Origin of the sequence: Dysgonomonas sp. BGC7 (assembly GCF_001261735.1) — a bacterium.
Lineage (GTDB): Bacteria > Bacteroidota > Bacteroidia > Bacteroidales > Dysgonomonadaceae > Dysgonomonas.
On record NZ_CVRP01000005.1, the window covers coordinates 51,207 to 72,891 of the forward strand.

Annotated in this window: 11 protein-coding genes; all 11 read left to right on the top strand. The window is 39.1% G+C overall.

What is annotated here, in order from left to right; translation table 11 throughout:
* The first annotated feature begins 22 nt into the window (after nt 1–22).
* The 11 genes from BGC7_RS03260 (at nt 23) to BGC7_RS03310 (ending at nt 21,573) form a co-directional block, all read left to right on the top strand.
* Complete coding sequence (locus tag BGC7_RS03260; RefSeq protein WP_050700140.1) at nt 23–3,217, top strand: SusC/RagA family TonB-linked outer membrane protein; 3,195 nt, start codon at nt 23–25, stop codon at nt 3,215–3,217.
* Nucleotides 3,218–3,229: 12 nt separating this feature from the next.
* Nucleotides 3,230–4,954, top strand: a complete 1,725-nt coding sequence (locus tag BGC7_RS03265) for a RagB/SusD family nutrient uptake outer membrane protein (RefSeq protein ID WP_050700141.1) — start codon at nt 3,230–3,232, stop codon at nt 4,952–4,954.
* 30 nt (nt 4,955–4,984) lie between these two features.
* A complete protein-coding gene (locus BGC7_RS03270; protein WP_050700142.1) occupies nt 4,985–6,433 on the top strand; it encodes an Ig-like domain-containing protein in 1,449 nt (482 codons plus the stop codon).
* Nucleotides 6,434–6,484: 51 nt separating this feature from the next.
* A complete protein-coding gene (locus BGC7_RS03275) occupies nt 6,485–7,675 on the top strand; it encodes an alginate lyase family protein (RefSeq protein ID WP_050700143.1) in 1,191 nt (396 codons plus the stop codon).
* A gap of 24 nt (nt 7,676–7,699) precedes the next feature.
* Nucleotides 7,700–8,941, top strand: coding sequence for an alginate lyase family protein (locus BGC7_RS03280; RefSeq protein WP_050700144.1), 1,242 nt, complete (start codon nt 7,700–7,702; stop codon nt 8,939–8,941).
* 91 nt (nt 8,942–9,032) lie between these two features.
* A complete protein-coding gene (locus BGC7_RS03285) occupies nt 9,033–12,170 on the top strand; it encodes a glycoside hydrolase family 2 TIM barrel-domain containing protein (RefSeq protein WP_050700145.1) in 3,138 nt (1,045 codons plus the stop codon).
* A complete protein-coding gene (locus tag BGC7_RS03290; protein ID WP_050700146.1) occupies nt 12,167–14,146 on the top strand; it encodes a glycoside hydrolase family 97 protein in 1,980 nt (659 codons plus the stop codon). Before BGC7_RS03285 ends, BGC7_RS03290 begins: the two co-directional genes overlap by 4 nt.
* Nucleotide 14,147: 1 nt before the next feature.
* Nucleotides 14,148–15,563, top strand: a complete 1,416-nt coding sequence (locus tag BGC7_RS03295; RefSeq protein ID WP_050700147.1) for a glycosyl hydrolase family 28 protein — start codon at nt 14,148–14,150, stop codon at nt 15,561–15,563.
* On the top strand, nt 15,560–17,176 hold the full coding sequence (locus BGC7_RS03300) for a hypothetical protein (RefSeq protein ID WP_050700148.1): 1,617 nt from the start codon (nt 15,560–15,562) through the stop codon (nt 17,174–17,176). Before BGC7_RS03295 ends, BGC7_RS03300 begins: the two co-directional genes overlap by 4 nt.
* The gene (locus BGC7_RS17575; protein ID WP_082206449.1) at nt 17,173–19,095 is read left to right on the top strand and encodes an alpha/beta fold hydrolase; all 1,923 of its coding nucleotides are present in this window, start codon (nt 17,173–17,175) and stop codon (nt 19,093–19,095) included. Before BGC7_RS03300 ends, BGC7_RS17575 begins: the two co-directional genes overlap by 4 nt.
* Nucleotides 19,096–19,101: 6 nt before the next feature.
* Nucleotides 19,102–21,573, top strand: coding sequence for a glycoside hydrolase family 95 protein (locus BGC7_RS03310; protein ID WP_050700149.1), 2,472 nt, complete (start codon nt 19,102–19,104; stop codon nt 21,571–21,573).
* The last annotated feature ends 112 nt before the right edge of the window (nt 21,574–21,685 follow it).

Here is a 21,685-nt window from a genome sequence, read left to right on the forward strand (position 1 = left end):
TATAAATTCTAATTCTAATATCATGAAGAGACTTTTATCTAAAAGGTCTGTTGCACTAATTTTGTTTATCCTTTTGATAAATATTATAGCAATAGACATTTATGCTGAAGAAAACGGAATAGCCGGTATTCTTCAAGAAAAAACCAAAATAACCGGAACTGTCGTAGATAAAGACGGAGAACCTATCATAGGAGCTACGGTTGTTGTTGTTGGAACTACACAAGGGACTAATACCGACCTCAATGGAAAGTATGAGATAGATGTCCCAAACAGACAATCACGCTTAGAGTTTCGCTTTCTGGGATTTGTGACAAAAACAGAAACTGTAGGAAATCAGTCCCAGATTAATATTGTTTTAGAAGAAGACTCCAAGATCTTGGACGAGGTCGTTGTTGTAGGTTATGGTACACAAAAGAAAGCAACTCTTACCGGATCGGTTACTGTGATCGGCGAAGAAATGTTTAAAGATAAAGGTACTGTCTCCAATCCTCTTCAGGCATTGCAGGGACAAGTGGCTGGTCTTAGAATAACCCGATCTTCAGCTGCACCCGGAGAAGAGGGCTGGAAGGTTTCTATTCGTGGAGCTGTTTCTAAAAATGCAACAGATCCTCTTTTAATTATAGATGGTGTACCGGCCGATGGAACAGGTGAACTCCAAAACCTGAATGCCTCAGATATAGAATCTATCAACTTTCTGAAAGATGCTTCGGCTGCAATCTATGGATCGAAAGCTGCGGGAGGGGTTATATTAGTTACAACTAAAAACCCAAGTGCAGGCAAAACAAAAATAGAATATAGTGGCTCTTATACATATAAGAAAGTAGGGCTTCAACCTCGTCTGATGAACCTTGACGAATGGACCGATGGTATTATTCAGGCATTGAATAATGATGGTTACACCGATCATAACTGGATTAAATATGCAAATCTGGCAAAAGCCAACAAAGGCCGCTATATAGATCTTACCAACGGTAAAAATCCTGATCCCATACCGGGAGCATTTCAAGGTGTTGCCGACTTTGTTTTCCAGGATATCAACTGGACAGATGTTTTGTGGGGTGGAGCCAGTTCTACACAACACAACCTCAGTGCTTCGGGCGGAAACGAAAAGTCGAAATACCGTCTATCTCTCGGCTATTTATACGATGAAGGTACACTGCAATGGGGTAATAATTCGAATGAGCAATTTAATGCACGTCTGAATAATACATTCCAGTTGACAGACCGCTTCTCTATAGAGTCTGTAATCTCTGCATCGAGAAGAAGACAGGTTGCACCTACTATGATCAACTCTGTATTAGGAGTTTCTATCCCTCAGCCCGGACTACCTGCTGCAACTATCGACGGAAAAGCTTACGCATGGGGAGGACAAAGAGCCCCTAACTGGTTGGCAGAACTAGGAGGCGACAATGAATTGATTGTTACAACATTCAACATTAACGAAACATTCAAATATCAACTGATGAAAGGGCTGGATTTTACAGGGACTTTCGGATATTCGACCAATGGCGCATCTCGAGACGAACAATACAATTCGATAGAGTGGTTCAGCTATAATGGCCAACCCCATAAAGGTGACAGCAGATACTACCCCACTGCCGACCAAAGCTCTTATAAGAAAACGAATGCCCGAACAGATAACTACTCGGCAAACGCTTATTTGAATTATTCTAAAAGCCTAAACGAAATTCACAATTTCAATCTGATGGCAGGAACCCAATATGACTTCAAACAGTACGATTATAGTGGCTCTGAAGCTCGTAATATAATGTCGGAACTGGAAGTTATCAATGGTAGTGGAACTATATACCTTGTAGCTCCGGACAAATATGAAATTGCGACTCTATCCTACTTCTCTCGGTTAAACTATGACTACAAATCGAAGTACCTGTTAGATGTAAATGCACGATATGATGGCTCTTCAAAATTTCGCCCGGAAAACAGATGGAAATTCTTTTATGGTGTATCAGGAGGATGGCGTATAACAGAAGAAGCCTTTGCCAAAGGAATTAAAGAATATGTAGATGAACTGAAACTGAGAGCATCATACGGAGAAGTCGGAAATCAAAACGGAATTTCTAATTATGATGGAATACAGTTGTACGAATACAAAGCCGGATCGGGTGCATATATCGGAAGCTCTAATGTAACCTATATTGCTGCTAAAAAAGAACTTGTAAGTACAGTACGCACATGGGAAAAAATTAATACTTATAATGCAGGGATAGATTTTGTAGCATTTAATAATCGTTTGTCGGGTAGCTTCGATCTTTATCAGAGAAAGAACAACAATATGCTTGTTGGTATTGTCTATCCGGGAGTATTGGGAGGAACAGCTCCACAAACGAATGATGGCAAATTTGAAAGCAAAGGATATGAAGGTAGAATAATCTGGCGAGCTAAAGTTGGAGATGTAAATTATCATGTTGGTGGAACTCTTACTTACATGACTAATGAACTGAAAAGTGGTGGTAATGAAACAATAACAGCCGGATATAACTCAACTGTAAATGGATACCCACTCAACTCGATATTCGGTTATCGCTATGCAGGTAAAATTCAGGATGAAGAAACTCTGGAAGCATATAAAGCTAAATATCTAACGAGCAATAGCATAGGAATGCCTGCTCATATAAGATTAGGAGACCATATGTTTGCAGATGTTAATGATGATGGAAAACTCGATGCCAGCGACCTTGTTTATCTTGGATCCGACGATCCGAAGTACTCTTTTTCTTTCGATTTCGGGTTTGAATGGAATAATTTCGACTTCTCCGCTATTTTTCAAGGAGTTGGCAAAAGAACAATCCTTAGAGAGATTGATACATGGAAAGTACCTTTTAGATCTACCTATCTGAATACAACTAATCAATCTATAGGTAAAGTTTGGAGCTTAGAAACGCCTAACAACAGATATCCGTCTTACTCAACCAATGGAGATATAAACAACTACAACTATATGCCGTCAAGCTGGTCTGTAGAGAACGGAGCTTATCTGAGATTAAAGAATATTACTATCGGATATACACTACCAAAGAGTATTCTGCTTAAAACAAAAGCTATAAGTAGTGCCCGTATCTACGTTTCAGGAGCAGATCTTTGGGAAAAAACATACATCAATGATGGATGGGATCCGGAAGCAACCCGAAAAATAGAAAAAAAAGACCGTTATCCGTTCAATAGAACATTTACAGCAGGTATAAACGTAACTTTCTAAATCAGAACTATCATGAAATTAATAAAAATAAGTATAGCATTCATCCTCTTATTAAGCATATCTCTCCAATCATGCTTAGATTTGGATCCTAAAGCCGATCTGGCCGAAACAAACCTATGGAAAAATGCAGAACATTACCGACTCTTTGCAAGTCAGTTTTACGGATGGACCCGAGATTTTAAATCTATGGATGCAAGTATACATTGGGACGGACGCTCCGATCTGGTTACAGCATCTACTACAGATATATATAGTAACGGAACAAACACGATCCCAATTTCGGACAACGACATTATTCCCTATAAAGATATTTACAACAAAATACGTCAGGCAAATATATTGCTAGAGAAGTCAGAATCATACGCTATTCCTACCGATATTAAAACATATGTAGGAGAAGCTAAATTTTTCAGGGCTTATCTCTATTTCGAATTACTGCAACTGTTTGGAGATGTTATTATAGTAAAAAAAACATTAGATATTACATCGCCCGAACTTAAGACTGCCCGTAATCCAAGATCAGAAGTTGTAGACTTTATTATTGAAGATTTGCAAGATGCCATTCTTAAACTACCTGCACATAAAACGATATCTACATCAGAAGCAGGACGTGTAAGTAGTGAAGCAGCTTCTGCCTTCCTTTCTCGTGTAGCTCTATACGAAGGCACATGGCAAAAATCAAGAAACAATGAAACCCGCGGCAAAGCATTGCTCGATGTAGCAGCAATTGCAGCAAAGGATGTTATCGATTCTGAAACTTTTGCGCTCTTCAATCCTGAAGAATTGGGAACACAATCCTATAAATATCTCTTTATACTGGAAAACGTACAGTCTAATCCTGCTAATATAGGAAAGACAGCAAACAAAGAATATATTTTTGCAAGAAGACATGATGAGTCAATTAATGCGATAGGATATAACATTACTAAAGGCCGTTTTGCAAACTCGGGGGTAAATTTTATAACTCGGAAAATGACAAATATGTATCTTCAAAGTAATGGTTTACCTGTCAACCCATCAACATGGGATTATAGCAAAATGGACTCCGAATTTAAAAACCGTGACAACAGAATGACAAACTCATTGATGGTTGCAGGCAAAACCTATTGGAGCAATGCCGGAGCACGGGTAACATGGGCAGGCGATACAGAAGATATTGCAAGTGCAGCTATTAAATCTCTAAATCCGGTATACGGAAGTGGCTACCAAAATCAGAAATGGGCTACAGAAAGACTTGTTGCCGATACTAGAGAAGGATATGATTTCCCGATTATCCGTTATGCTGAAGTTCTTCTCAATTATGCTGAAGCAGTGTTCGAAAGAGACCAAAACATCTCTGATGAGGATTTGAATATTTCTTTAAATCTTGTTCGTTTGAGAGTAAATCCTGATATGCCAAAATTAAGTAACAACTTTGTATCTGTCAATGGATTGGATATGAGAACTGAGATACGAAGAGAACGTACTGTAGAACTATTTGACGAAGGATTTAGATTAGACGATTTAAAACGCTGGAAAACAGCAGAAGTAGAAATGCCAATGGATCTACTGGGGGTTAAGTGGCTCGGAACAGAGTTTCAAACAAAATGGCCTAACGTTTCATATTCAAAAAACTCTGACGGTTGTCTGATTCTGGAAACAGGAAGAAAATGGGAGCAAAAGAATTATTTACTGCCATTACCTGCCGATCAGGTGCAACTTAATCCAAATCTTGGAAACAATCCGGGTTGGAACTAGACCAATGTTTAATAATTTAAATTGAATAATATGAAATATATTTCTTTATTAAAATATATAGCAATGTCTGTCTTGCTTGGAAGTTTTACTTTGATTCTATACACTTCCTGCGACGACAATGATGACTACAAAGAGCAAATGGGAGAGAATCATATTCTGTCAGATATTAAAATCTACACCACAATGGATACTGTTCCATTATTGGTAGGAAGAGATACTACTTTTGCATACACTGTTACTCCGGACTATGCCACAGACACAACTGTAGTATGGAGTTCGGGAGATAAGACGATAGCTACAGTGGATAAGTCGGGACGAATCAAAGGATTAAGCCCCGGTAAAGTATATATCACTGTGGCTCCTAAAGTAGGATATGCTACTTCTGCCACCATTCCGGTAAGAGTAATAGATAGGATTGTCTATACTCAAGACATAACTATTACAAATACGGATTTGGAAGTATACGAAACCGATAAACTACAACTAAAAACTGCCCTTACACCTTCCGACGTAACTTATTATGCACTCAAATGGACAAGCAGTAACGAATCTGTAGCAACAGTATCAGCTAATGGAATTGTAGCAGGGATAAAAGAAGGTACTGCCACTATTACGGCAACATCGGTTGATGGTACAAATGTTTCTAAATCTGTAACAATCACTGTAAGACCAATAATTCCCGTTACAGATGTAGAATTAGATCCTTCTATGCTGGATATTGCAAAATATGAAGTAGCTAAGCTATTATTTACAGTAACACCATCCAATGCAACAGCATCATCTTTGGTATGGACATGTAGCAATAAGGAAGTTGCAACCATCGAAAACGGTATTCTTACAGCCGTAGGTGCAGGAACTACTACTCTGACAGCAACAGGAACATATGCTGATGGTTCGAAAGTAGAAAAAGCATTTAAAATTACAGTTCCCGAAGGAAAGGTTAACGATACATTTATTTACAAAAGTCTTTGGATTCCACGTTCGGGGAATTCTGTAACTGAGACTAAAAATGGCAAACTATATGTAAAATCGGTAGCACAAGACGCAACGCAATACAAAATACAATTTGAAAGAAGCGTATACACAGATGTCAATCCGACAATCTACCCACTTCTTGCATTCAAAGTCAATTTGACAGGGCTGGCCAGCAGCAATAATCCAAACTTTGTGCTAGACGTATGGGGCGGAGATATTACCGGCGGAAAATATACTCTTAATGGAGGTCACAGAAATAATGCCATGGAGAGGAAGAATGCCAAAGATGGAAGCGTCATTCATTTTGTTCGTCTCAATAGTGCATCAGGTGCGAAATTTGGGTCTAGCGTGATAGAAGACAACAAACTGTCGACAATACAGCATTTTATTTTCGAAATATGGGAAATGAAATCTGCTACCTCTGCTGCTCCGGTATTGGAAGTATCATGGATAAAAACATTTAAGACTGAATCTGAATTACAGAATTATTTAGATAATGAGTAATAAAAAAGGGAGGGATGGAAACATCCACCCTCCCCTTTATAAAATATTTTTATGAAAAAAATAATATTACTGATGCTAGGAATCTTTATGTTAACAAACATAAGCTGTACTTCCGAATTTAATGATACTCCGGCTAATATAGACTTATCTCATAAAAAAGAAGAAAGCTATATTCCCAAACTGGAGCATCCCGGCATACTGCATACATCTGAAAGCATAGAACATATGCGCACTATTGCAAAGCGTGCAGACAGCAACACTCCAGCTTATCAGGCATACCTAAAGTTTAAGAATGATAGCCGCTCCCAATCCAATTATACAATCAGAGGCCCATTTGAAATCATTGCCCGTGACGGAGACTATGCATATACAAAAAACAGTTTCGAGTCCGATTTTGCTGCCGCTCATATGAATGCTCTGATGTGGGCTATAGATCAGGATGAAGCACATGCCCAAAAGTCACTCGAAATACTACTTGCATATGCCAATAAGCTAAAAAGCGTAGCTCCATCCAACGATGCTCCCTTATTAGCAGGATTCGAAGCTTTTAGAATTACTTTTGCCTTAGAGATATTAAAACACACCTATGGTAAAATAACAAAAGATGATTCTGATAAAATCGATAATATGCTCAAAACAGTGTTTATGCCTGTAATAGAAAACTTCTATAACACAGCTCCATACACAAATGGGAACTGGGGTCTTGTAATAACAAGGGCTTATATATCCATGGCTATTTTGTGGGATGATACTGATATGTACAAGAAGGCTGTAGAAACTCTGTTGCAAGGAAATGATAACGGCACAATCCCTAATTATATAAACCAAGAAGGCCAGTGTCAGGAAAGTGGAAGGGATCAAGCTCATGCACAGTTGGGCATAGGAGTATTAGGCTCTATTTGCGAAATAGCATACAAGCAAGGTAATGACCTATATGGAGTGTTGGAAAATCGCTTGCTGAAAGGCTATGAATACACTGCCAAGTACAATCTAGGATATGATGACCTACCTTTTGTTACATGGAAGGATGTGACCGGAAAATATAGTAACTGGAAGTCCATAAGTGATCTTTACAGGGGCGAATTCAGATCTATCTACGCTCTGGCTTACAATCATTATGTAACACGTAAAGGATTGGAAATGCCATTTACAGCTAAAGTTTTAGAGAAACATCCGACAGGGAAATATGACGGAGACGGAATTGATTATGATGTATTTCAATTCTGTGATGAAAATAATTAATAATAATTATAGCTATTTGAAATTATGAAAAAAGCATTTTTATATATAGCAATATCTTGTTTTACGTTAGCCAGTTCGGGTTGTGGCAAAGAATTTGACGACAGCCCTGCAAAAATAGACTTAACCCCAACCTTACCAAACGAATATGATCTTAATCATCCTTGTCTAGTTCATACTAATTCTGATTTTGAATACGTTAAAGCAAAAGTAGATGCAAAGAAGGAGCCTTGGCTATCGGGATGGAATAAACTGATTGCCAGTTCAAGAGCACAATCGTCTTATATTGCTGCTCCTGTCGAAATATTAGAAAGAAATAGTTCGGGTGGTAATTTTGCACGCTCCGGACACGATAGTGCTGCTGCTTATCAGCTTGCATTAAGATGGAAGCTCACCGGAGATGCGCAATATGCAGACGCATCTGTAAAGGTGTTAAACGCATGGGCCAGTACATGCAAATCAATAGCAAGGACAGATGGTCACAGGCTGCTTGTTGCCGGATTCATTGGCTATCAATTTGCTAATGCTGCCGAGTTGATGAGAGATTATGAAGGTTGGAAAACAGAAGATTTCGAAAAATTCAAAACATGGATTGCCGACGTATTCTACCCTCATTGCTATGAATTTCTAGCAGACCATTATAGCACTAAAGCCGAAGCTGCATGGCTAAGTTGGGATGCTCCGGCAATGTTAACAATCTTTTCAATCGGAATACTATGCGACGATGCCGATAAAATAAACTTTGCCTTGAATTACTTTTACAACGGAGCCGGCCCGGGATGTATAAAAAACATGGTTGTAGCCATGCACGAAGATCCGGATATTTCGGGGAAAATTATCGGACAAAGTCAGGAAATGGGAAGAGATCAAGCCCATGCTACCCTAGATCCGCCTTTATTGGGATACTTTTGCCAAACGGCTTATAATATAGGGATTGATCTATTTGCTTATGACAACAACAAAATATTAGCCCTGTGTGAATACACTGCTAAATATAATGTTGATATTACACAAGCGGTTAACATGCCATATACACCATATTACAGTCTGAAAGAAGGGTGGCACAATGTGATTTCCGATGAGTACAGAGGCAGAGCTCGTCCGGGATGGGAACTTATATACAATCATTATGCAAATATCAAAGGATTAGATGCTACATATTCTCAAAAGTTTGCCGAAAAACAAAGGCCTGAAGGTGGTGGTGGCCAAGGAGGAGAACAAGATGATCTGGGCTTTGGCACATTGATGTATACAAGAGAAGCTAAATAAATAACTATTGAGTCAAAAGTTTTTATAAGAAAGCTTTTGACTCAATCTTACTTGGATAATTATCATAAATACAAATAGGAATAGGTAAGACATGAAAAGAACAATTATACTTTCTTTAGTATTATTATTTTGTAAATCATATACTTTACATGCCCAGCAAAACGAATGGGAGAATCCGACTGTTTATGAGTGGAACAAAGAGAAGCCACATGTCGATTTAAAGCTTTATACAACCACCGAGGACGCTATTAAAGATATAGCTACCGATTCGCCGTGGTATAAATCGTTAAATGGAACATGGAAATTCACCTATGCGCCAACTATAGCAGATAGTAACAAAGAGTTTTACAAAACAAGTTTCAACGATTCAAAGTGGGATGATATAAAAGTACCATCCAACTGGGAATTAGAGGGATTTGGCGAACCCATTATTCGCAATATACAATATGTTTTTTCACCTAATCCTCCTTTTATAGATGTTGACAATCCTGTAGGAACATATCGTAAAACATTTACAGTCCCTGCCCAATGGTCAGATAAAGAGATACTTCTCCACTTTGGTTCCATTACAGGTTATGCACAGGTGTATATCAATGGGGTTAAAGTTGGGATGACCAAAGCTTCAAAAACACCGGCAGAGTTTAATATAACCAAACATCTGAAATCCGGCGAAAACCTTTTAGCAGTTCAAGTATATCGTTGGCACGATGGCAGCTATATGGAAGACCAAGACTTTTGGCGTTTGACAGGAATCGAGAGAGATGTATTCCTTCAGGCATTTCCTAAACTTACTATTTGGGATTTTTTCCTAAAGCCCGATTTAGACAGCCAGTATAAGAACGGAATATTCAATGCTACAGTAGACCTTCGGGAATTTGAAAATAACAATCTGAAAAAAGGCTCTGTCCTTCTACAATTATTCGACAAAGCCGGAAAACAAGTTCTTTCTCAGAAAAAGAATTTTGCAGCAAAGGGAGAAGTAACACGTCTCAATTTTTCGGGTAACGTAAAAAATGTAGACAAATGGAGTGCCGAAAAGCCCAATCTCTACGATTGCGTTATTACTCTATTCGACGATAATAATAAAGCTATAGCAATAACCAGCTATAAAACAGGCTTTAGAAAGATAGAAATCAAAAATGCAAAACTCCATATCAATGGTGTTCCTACATACATTAAAGGAGTTAATCGTCACGAACATAGCGACACGCTGGGACATGTACAGACAAAAGAGATAATGATGCACGATCTGAAACTGATGAAGCAATTAAACCTCAATGCTGTTCGTTTGAGCCACTATCCGAATCATCCGTTATTTTATAAGTTATGTGACCAATATGGTCTCTACGTAATAGATGAAGCCAATATAGAAACACATGGTATGGGTTCTGTACCTTATTTCAAAGATACAATCCCCCACCCTGCCTATCGTGCCGACTGGTACGATGCACACGTCGATCGCATAACCAGAATGGTAGAGCGAAGTAAAAACCATGCATCTATCATTGGGTGGTCGTTAGGAAATGAATGTGGCAACGGTAAGGTATTCCATGACGAATATCTACGCCTCAAAAAGTACGATCCAAGCCGCTTTGTTCAGTTCGAGCAAGCATGGGAAGACTGGAATACAGATGTTGTTTGTCATATGTATCCTAGTGTGGGACGGATAAAAGCATACAGAGAGTCAGGCAAACGACGTCCGTTCATCATGTGCGAATACGCGCATGCTCAAGGCAACAGTAATGGCAACTTTCAGGATCTTTGGGATCTTATTTACGACAGCCCTAATCTTCAGGGCGGATTTATATGGGATTGGATGGATCAGGGGTTCAAAATGAAAACTGAAGCTCAGGACGGACGCACCTATTGGACATACAATGGCAAAATGGGTAGCTACAAATGGGTAGAGGATAAGAGAAGCGAATTCAATACCGGTACAGATGGTATGATATCGGCTAATGGAGTACCTAAACCACAAGCATACGAAGTAAAAAAAGTATATCAATACATCCAGTTCAAAGAAAAAGATTTATCAAAAGGGCTAATCTCTATCAAAAATAGATACGACTTTACGAATCTGAACGAGTATAATTTCAAATGGGAGATATACAAAAATGGAGTAAAAGATACAGAAGGTAAGTTTAGCGTCACATTGGCTCCTCATCAGGAGAAAGAAGTAAAATTAGAAATCCCTTCTGTTCAAGAAGACGGAAACGAATATTTTCTTAATCTATATGCCTACACTCAAAAGCCGACAGACTTAGTTCCTGCCGAATTTGAGATTGCTAAAGAGCAAATCAAGCTGAATAAATCATCTTACTTTGATAATAAAACAAAGATAGAGGGTAGCTTGGTATATGAGAATAAAGATAATACCCTTACATTCTCATCGGGAAAAGTATCAGGTAAAATAGACTTAAAAAAGGGTCTGCTATACGATTATGAAATAGATGGGAAACAACCTATCAACAAGTGGCAATATCCTGAACCTGCATTTTGGCGTGCACCTAACGACAACGACTTTGGAAACAAAATGCCCTTGAATATGGGAGTATGGCGTACAGCCCATTACAACAAAACAATAAAGAATATAAGTGTAGGAGAGAAGATGGAAAAAGGACTTCCGGTAAAAATAGAATATATATTGAACGATATACAAGTACCCTATACCGTCGAATATCTCATCCTAGACGATGCTTCGATACAAGTAACAGCATCCATCAACATGGAAGGGAAATCGTTACCCGAACTACCACGCTTTGGTATGCGCATGGAAGTGAACCGTAACTATGATAACCTTACTTATTACGGTCGAGGACCCGAAGAAAACTACATAGACCGCTGGACAAGTACATTCGTAGGCAAATATGAAAGTAAAGTAGCCGACCAATTCTATTGGTATAGTCGTCCTCAGGAGACAGGCAATAAAACCGATGTTCGTTGGCTGACTCTCACAGATAAAAATGGTGTAGGGTTAGAAGTAACAGGAGTTCAACCCATTGCTTTTTCGGCACTTCACTCGGCTCCCGAAGATTTAGATCCGGGGCTAACTCGAAAACTGCAACATTCTATAGACATACTACCTCGTAAAGATATAATTCTACATGTGGATTTGAAGCAGCGAGGTGTCGGAGGAGACAACAGTTGGGGCGAACTCCCTCACAGAGAATATAGAATGTTGGACAAGAAATACACATATAGTTACACTCTGAAACTTATAGGAAAATGAAAAAAATAACTTTAAATATAATCACCTTATTCCTTCTGTTAAACCTTTATGGACAAACGGTATTAGAAAATACTCGCCAGAAAATAGTATCGCCTAACGGGAAATATATTTTCGAATTTTATCAGAAAGAGTTTGCACACGATGTTAAACAAATGTATTACACTATCAGCTATGACGGGAAATCGGTGGTTGAAGAATCGGAATTAGGAGTCCTGATTGAAAACAGATTATTTGAATCAGCCTTAGGTATACCAAATGATAGCTGTAAACTATGGGGCGAAAACCTGACTTTAACCGATGTACACACAAAGTCGGTCGATAAAACATGGAATCCTTTATATGGTGAACGCAATATTATTAAAGATAGCTACAATGAACTAACGCTCGAATTCAAAAAAGGAGCCGAAGCTGTTGGTGTAGGAGAGCATGGTTACGACAAACGCCGTTACTACATGATGAATTTTGTCGTAAGGGCTTATGATGAAGGTGTTGCTTTTCGTTATCATTTTCCTGAGGCGAATAACGGGTTGTTCATACATATTGTAGGAGAGCAAACTCAATTCACCTTACCCGAAGGCACAATGGCTTATTACGAACGTTGGGCTCAAGGGCCATATTCATTACGACCATTAAAGAATTGGACAGACGAGTGCGAACGTCCATTGACCATGACACTACAGAATGGGCTGACCGTTGCACTCACAGAAGCAGAAATGGTAGACTATTCTCGTATGAAATTTCGTTTAAGCAATCAGAAAGCAAATACATTGCAGTCGTCTCTTTACAGTTCTGTAGATATAATAACCCCATACAGCACTCCTTGGCGCGTGGTTATGGTTGGAGAAAAACCCGTTGACCTCATCGCAAATAATGACATTGTACTGAACCTGAACCCTGAGAATAAAATAAAAGACACATCGTGGATAAAACCGGGAAAAGTCATTCGTTCAGGTCTGAGTCAAGAAGAAGCTATTGCTTGTATAGACTTCGCTGCTGAGAGAAACTTACAGTATGTACATCTCGATGCGGGTTGGTACGGCCCCGAAGTAAGTATGAAATCGGACGCAACAAAAGTGAGAGAAGATAAGAATATAGATTTTCCTGCTCTAACAAGCTATGCAGCCAACAAGGGCATTGGCATTTGGATATATGTCAATCAGCGGGCATTACTCCAACAACTAGATGAAATATTACCTCTTTACAAAAAATGGGGAATAAAAGGTATAAAATTTGGTTTTGTACAAATAGGTAATCAGCATTGGACAACATGGATGCACGATGCTGTCAAAAAATGTGCCGAATACGAAATTCTGGTCGATATACACGACGAATATCGCCCAACAGGATTCAGCCGTACATATCCTAACCTACTGACTCAGGAAGGGATAAGAGGCAATGAAGAATTTCCCGATGCCACACACAATACCATATTGCCATTCACTCGTTTTCTTGCAGGAGCAGCAGATTATACAATCTGCTATTATGATAAAAGATTAAAAAATACGCATGCACATCAGCTGGCCATGGCTGCCGTATATTATAGTCCGTTACAGTTCATGTATTGGTACGATAATCCGACAAAATATGAAGGCGAACCAGAAATAGAGTTTTTCGACAAGATACCAACTGTTTGGGACGACACAAAACCAATAGATGGATTACCGGGGGAGTTTGTAACCATAGCTCGCCGCAGCAACAAAGATTGGTTTTTAGGCACTTTAGGTAATAATGAGCCCCGCAAGGTTACAACTCCCCTTAGTTTTTTAGGAGCCGGTAAATATGTAGCCAGCATATATACTGACGATGAAAAGATGAATACAAAAACACAAGTACGGGTTACACGCGTGATTGTAGATTCTCAAACCATTTTAAACTTCCAATTAAAAGCAAAAGGTGGATATGCCGCCCATTTTACTCCTGCAACAAAAGAAGATTTAAGAAAATACAAATCGTATAAAAAGCAAGAAATATTATAATATGAAAAGTACACTTATCGTATTATTCACAATTATATTTTTACCAGCTTATGCCATCGATAAGTTAGTTACATACCCTGCACCTAAAGGAGCACTATTGAATAGTGACTTCACGATAAAGGTTCGACAGCACAATTCTCAGTGGAATGAAATTCCTTCTCATCTAGTCAAAGTACAGAAGGTGGAAGGTCTGAAACGTTTCGTAGAAGATGCATCAATGTGCTATTTCGACTTTTGCGGAGAGGTTGAAATATCCGTTACATACAATAAGGGAGCAGTAAATACGGCTAAAGTCAGACCTCTCGCCAATAATATTAAACATGAAATAGACGGGAATACCATCACATTTAAACTCAATCAACCCCGAAATATATCGGTAGAGGTGAATGATGATATATTCCACAATCTACATCTTTTTGCTAACCCTATGGAAGAATATATTCCCAATACCAAAGATCCGGATTTGATATATTTTGGAGCCGGAATACATGAAATAGCAAACGGAGAGCTTAAAATACCTTCGGGTAAAACTGTTTATGTAGCCGGTGGGGCTGTTTTGAAAGGCAGATTAGTTGTCGACAGTGCCGAAAACGTGAAAATATTAGGGCGAGGTATGATTTGCCATACAGTAAAACATGGTATAAAAATATCCAATTCTAAAAACGTATTAGTAGAAGGGCTTTTTGCCACACAATGCTCGACCGGAGGCTCTGAAAATGTAACCATCCGCAATGTAAAAAGCATAAGCTATTACGGTTGGGGTGACGGAATGAATGTTTTTGCGAGCAATAATGTACTACACGATGGCGTGTTTTGTCGCAACTCGGACGATTGCACCACTGTTTATGCTACAAGATTAGGCTATGAAGGAGGTTGTAAGAATATAACAATGCAAAATTCTGTATTGTGGGCTGATGTTGCTCATCCCATCTTTATCGGAATACATGGAAATGCCGAAGAGCCGGAAATAATTGAAAATCTGAACTATGTAAACATTGACATTCTGGATCACAGAGAATCACAGATAGATTACCAAGGATGTTTGGCTATCAATGCAGGAGATAATAATCTGATTAAAAAAGTTCGTTTCGAAGATATCAGAATTGAAAATTTCAGAGAAGGGCAATTATTCAATCTTCGTATATTCTATAATCCTAAATATTGCAAAGCACCGGGAAAAGGAATCGAAGATGTCTTATTCAAAAACATCACATACACAGGAGGTAATGCTGAGTTATCTATGATTGTAGGGTATAATGAAGAACGTAAAGTAAAGAATATTCGCTTCGAGAATCTTAAAATAAACGGACTTGTTATTTCTGATGATATGCCTGACAAACCGGGATTTTACAAAACAGCAGATATCGCTCGCATATTTATTGGCGAACATGTTGATAATATAACATTTGTGAGATGAGAAGAATAGTAACATATATCGTATTAATTATGTTTGCAATCCATTCTCAGGCAGCAGTTTGGCAATGGTCTGTTGAGGTTGACAGTTTTATTTCAACAGAAACCAATAGTCATCCCCGTGCTTTTTTATGGATACCCGAAGATTGTAAGCAAGTGAAAGCTATTGTTTTCGGACAACACAATATGTGTGAAGAAACTATTTTTGAGCATCCTACATTCAGAAAAACGATGAGCGAACTAGGGTTTGCAATAGTATGGGTTACACCGGGCTTTGAGCAAAAATGGGATGTAGCCAATGGATGTCAGCGGCATTTCGATACTATGATAAGTGATTTGGCTGACATCAGCGGTTATTCGGAACTAAAATATGCACCAATTGTTCCTCTCGGACATTCGGCTATGGCTACATTTCCATGGAACTTTGCCGCGTGGAATCCCGAACGTACACTTGCTATTATATCTTATCATGGCGATGCGCCCCGTACAAACCTGACCGGATATGGACGTGAAAATATCGAATGGGGAAGAACCCGCAACATTGACGGAATACCGGGGCTGATGATAGAAGGAGAATACGAATGGTGGGAAGCCAGAGTAAATCCTGCTTTAGCTTTTCGGATGATGTATCCCGAAAGCTGCGTCTCTTTTTTGTGTGATGCCGGACACGGACACTTCGATGTTTCGGACGAGGTAGTAGCGTATATCTCCGAGTTTTTAAGAAAATCGGCACAATATCGGTTGCCGGACAATATGTCACTGAACAAATTGACAGAACTGACTAAATTAGATGTACAAAAAGGATGGCTGGCAGAACGTTGGCATCCCAATCAGAAAAACAGAAGCCGGACAGCTCCTTTTGCAGACTACATGGGAGACAAACACGATGCCTTCTGGTACTTCGATAAAGATATGGCAGAACTCACAGAAGCATATTATAGCAGAGAAAATAATAAACAGTCTCAGTTTATTGGTTTTTATCAAGATGGGCAGAAAATGAAATATCATGCTGAGGCTCATGGAAAGTATAGAGTTAGATTAGAGACGTTAGGCAGTGATCTGAAGTTTAATATAGCTACCCAATATACAGATACGTTGAGAGAAAAAACAACAAATAAACATTCGAAGGAAAAGATAAGAATTTATCCCCTTTGTGGCCCTGTAAAACAAATTGATGATTCTACATTTACCATTCGTTTCTACCATATGGGGTTGGATAACAAACGCCGTACATCATCAATATGGCTGATAGCACAAGGAAATGGAGATGATGTTTATAAAACATCGGTACAAGAAATTTCGATTGACTTTTCTTATCCACAAACAGAAGGAAAACAACAACAAATAAGATTTAGTGCTATTCCCAATGTAAGAGAAGGAATACAATCTATTCCGCTGAAAGGCAAATCTGATAAAGGATTACCGGTCTATTATTATGTAAAAGAAGGCCCGGTTAGAGTTGATGGTAATAATCTGATATTTACCCCAATACCTCCAAGATCGAAATATCCTGTAAAGGTTACAGTTGTTGCATGGCAATATGGACAAACCAAAGGTGACAAAATACAAAGTGCGGAACCAATAGAAAGAACATTTTATATAGAAAGATTGAGATGAACAGACTGTTTAAATATAATTTGTTTCTGACTGTGGTTATTATCCTGATCACAGGATGTGGCGGTGGAAGCTCTGGAAAACAAGCCCCTGCCCCGGCCTTTGATTATCTGAACCGAAAGATCGATTCGTGGATCCAAAACGGCTATTACGACGGAGCTGCCGTAAGAATTGTAAAAGATAAAGACATACTCTTCGAGTCATATTATGGAGGATATACCGATACCACAGCCCTTCATGTTGCATCTGCCGGAAAGTGGATTGCAGCGGCAACAATAGCCGCTATTGTAGATGAAGGAAAATTGTCATGGGATGATGAGGTACGAAAATATTTACCCGAATTTTCAGACATAAAAGGTGATGCGACATTGAGCCAATTAATGTCACATACGGCAGGTTATACAGACTATCAGCCCGAAGGAAAACGAAGAGACGACTATCAGACCCTTAAAGAGGCTGTAGACAATATTCTGAACTTGCCAGCCGATACCATAGCCGGCACAAAATTCCAATACGGAGGACTGGCAATGCAGGTAGCCGGACGCATGGCAGAAGTAGCAACCGGTAAAGATTGGGAAACCTTATTTCAAGAAAAAATAGCTAAACCTTTGGATATGAAGTATAGTTATTTTGTACCGGTAAGTGAAGAGCCCGGTTTTAATCCGATGCTTGGTGGAGGATTTAAAACCTGCCTACACGATTATATGAACTTTTTGAATATGGTTGCTCATAATGGGCTGTTTGAAGAAAAACGAATTCTGTCAGAAAAAGCAGTTGATGAAATAGAAGCAGACCATGTGAAAAATGCAACTATAGCTTCTGAAAATTATGTGCTTCGTTCCCGTCAAAATCTTCATAATGGAATATATGGTTTGGGATGCTGGCGCGAAGAAATCGATGAAAACAATAAAACTACACTCATCAGTAGCCCCGGATGGGCAGGTACCTACCCATGGGTAGATCGCAAAAACAATGTTTATGGCTTCGTTTTGGCTAAAGTGAAAGGTAAAGCATTCGGCGAGGGCTTTTCATCCTTCTATGGTAGTGCTGTATTACCTCTTATTGTTCGCGATGCAATCAAGCAATCCAATTATCCCAAAGAATTGAAAAAGTCGATGATAAACATTGGTCAGGCTCGGTTGTATTGCGAAGAACTGGGAGCGGGAGAGCCTGTTATCTTTATACATGGACATTCGCTAAATCGGGATATGTGGGATTTACAGTTTTTCGAGTTTGCTAAAAACTACCGTGCTATCCGCTACGACATCAGAGGATATGGTTGTTCGTCGCCACAAAAAGAAGGTGAACAATTTACCCATGCCGAAGACCTGAGAGCCTTAATGGATTCGTTGAAAATAAGCAAAGCCCATATTATAGGACTGTCGTTGGGTGGATATATAGGAGCCGATATGCTAGGTTGGTTTCCCGAGCGAATTGAGTCAGCAGTACTGGCAAGTGGTAATATACGCCCTCTGCCTAAACCGAGTATTCCTATAGATGAGATAGAATCGGAGCAAAGAGATATGGAAATTGCAGCATTAAAGAAAAAAGGAATTGATGCAATGAAGCGAGAATGGTTTAGCGGACTCATAAAATCAGGAGGAACCAACAAAGAGCAGATGCGTCATCCATTATGGTCAATGATCTATCAGTGGGACGCATGGCAACCTTTGCATAAAGAAGCCAGAGTAATAGCGGGAGGCGATGCTTATGACAAACTAAAGTTGAATAAACCGACTATTCCTGTTCTGATAGTTGAAGGACAATCCGAAAACAACAGCTATTCAGACAGCCCTGATATATTAAACTATCTACCTAACGGACAATTAATTGTATTAGAAAACTGTGGACATATGCTAAATATGGAACAACCGGATATTTTTAATAATGCAATAACTGAATTTTATAGAACAATTAAATAATTTACCATGAGAAAAATATTTTACTTGTTAACTGTCCTCTTATTATCTGCTCAAATATTAGCGCAGGAAAACCTTAAGTTATGGTATGAAAATCCTGCAAAACACTGGGTTGAGGCTTTACCTGTAGGCAATGGATTTATAGGTGGCATGATCTTTGGCAATGTTGACAATGAATTGATTCAACTCAATGAAGGTACCCTTTGGTCGGGAGGACCACAAAAGAATAATATAAATCCGGAAGCTTATAAATATCTGAAACCGATAAGAGAAGCTTTGGCAGATGAGAATTATAAGTTAGCTGATGAGCTTTGTCGCAAAATGCAAGGACATTATACCGAAAGTTTTATGCCTATGGGCGATCTGCATATTCGACAGACATATAAAGACGAAGGAGCCCCAACATATTATTATCGTGATTTAAACCTAAATACTGCTGTAGCAACTACTTCATACGAAATCAAAGGAGTACGATATACCAGAGAAATATTTACATCTGCACCCGATAGCGTGATGGTAATAAGAATAACAGCTTCAAAACCTGCGCAACTGACCTTAGACTTGTCACTAACAAGTTTATTGAAGAATAATGTTTTGGCAGAAGGAAATAACCAATTAGTAATGCAGGGGAAAGCACCTGCACGGGTTGATCCCAGCTATTACAATAAAGCGGACAGGCAACCTGTCATTCAAGAAGATACAAACGGATGCAACGGCATGCGTTTTCAGATGATTCTAAAGGCCATACCCGATGGGGGAAGTATAATTAGCAATTCTGAAGGAATACATATCAAAGATGCAAACAGTGTAACCCTATTATTATCGGCAGCAACCAGCTTCAATGGCTTAGACAAATGCCCCGATAGCGAAGGAAAAGATGAAAAGACTATCTCTCTTAGATATATCACAAAGACCGAATCAAAGCACTATGATCGTATTAAGGCAGATCATATTACAGATTATAAGAAATACTTTGACCGAGTAACTTTAAGTATCCCCAACAATGAAGTAACAAAGGATGTAAATGCCAAACTACCTTCCGATATGCGGCTAAAACTGTATTCTTACGGGAATTACGATCCTGAGTTAGAAGCCTTATTTTTTCAGTACGGACGTTATTTATTAATATCCTCTTCCCGTCCCGGCGGTTCGGCTGCTAATCTGCAAGGGTTATGGAACAAAGAGTTTCGTCCGCCATGGAGCTCTAACTATACCATCAACATCAACACTGAGATGAACTATTGGCCGGCCGAAGTCGGCAATCTCTCGGAAATGCATAAGCCTCTATTTCAATTTCTGAAAGGATTGTCACAAACAGGAAAAATAACAGCTAAAGAGTTCTATAAAGCCAGAGGATGGGTTGCTCATCACAACACCGATATTTGGGGATTGAGTACACCTGTTGGAAATTTAGGTGATGGAAATCCAAATTGGGCAAATTGGTATATGGGTGGCAACTGGTTGTGTCAGCATTTGTGGGAACATTACAGTTTTACGGGCGATAAGGAGTTTCTTAAAGATGTAGCATACCCTATTATGAAAGAAGCTGCACTATTCTCCATAGATTGGTTAGTCGAAAGAGATGGACATCTGACAACCTCTCCTTCAACCTCTCCCGAAGCAATATTTGTAACAGATAAAGGAGAACGATATTCGGTAACAGAGGGTTCTACAATGGATATTGCTATAATACGTGATCTGTTTACCAATCTTATAGAAGCCAGCGAAATACTGAACATTGATAAAAACTTCAGAAAGCAGCTAACCGAGAAATGTGCCAAATTACTGCCCTATAAGATAGGATCGCAGGGGCAATTACAAGAATGGAGTAAAGATTTTGAAGATCAGGATCCTCACCACCGTCATCTATCTCATCTGTTTGGATTACACCCCGGACGCCAGATCTCGCCTATTACCACACCTGAACTGGCGAAGGCCTGCGAGCGTACATTCGAAATACGTGGAGATGAAGGTACAGGGTGGAGTCGCGGATGGAAAATCAACTTCGCAGCCCGACTTTTGGATGGTAACCATGCGTATAAAATGATTCGGGGCATAATGAATTATGTGGACCCTAATTCGGAACATGGCCAAATAGGAGGAACTTATCCAAACTTTTTCGATGCACATCCGCCATTTCAGATTGATGGCAACTTTGGTGCAACAGCAGGGTTTATGGAAATGCTTCTCCAGAGTCACCTTAAAGAAATACATCTCTTGCCGGCGCTTCCTGATACATGGAAAGAAGGCTCAGTAACAGGTCTAAAAGCCAGAGGTAATTTTGAAGTAGACATTGTATGGAAAAATGGACTGTTGCAACAAGCTGTGATAAAATCTAATTTAGGTAATAAATGTACACTGAGAACTTCTTCCCCTATCGAAGTGCAGGGAGCAGTTTCTACTCAGACCAAAGATGGCGAATACTTTCTGAATGTATTTGAAACCCAAAAAGATAAAATTTATAAAATAAAAGCAAAATAGAATAATGATAGAGCTATTAAAATATCAATCATTTTCATCTTTTTGTCATTTATTATACATGCGCAGAACGATGCCTTTCCATATCCGGAAAGGATAAAGCTCGATAGGCATT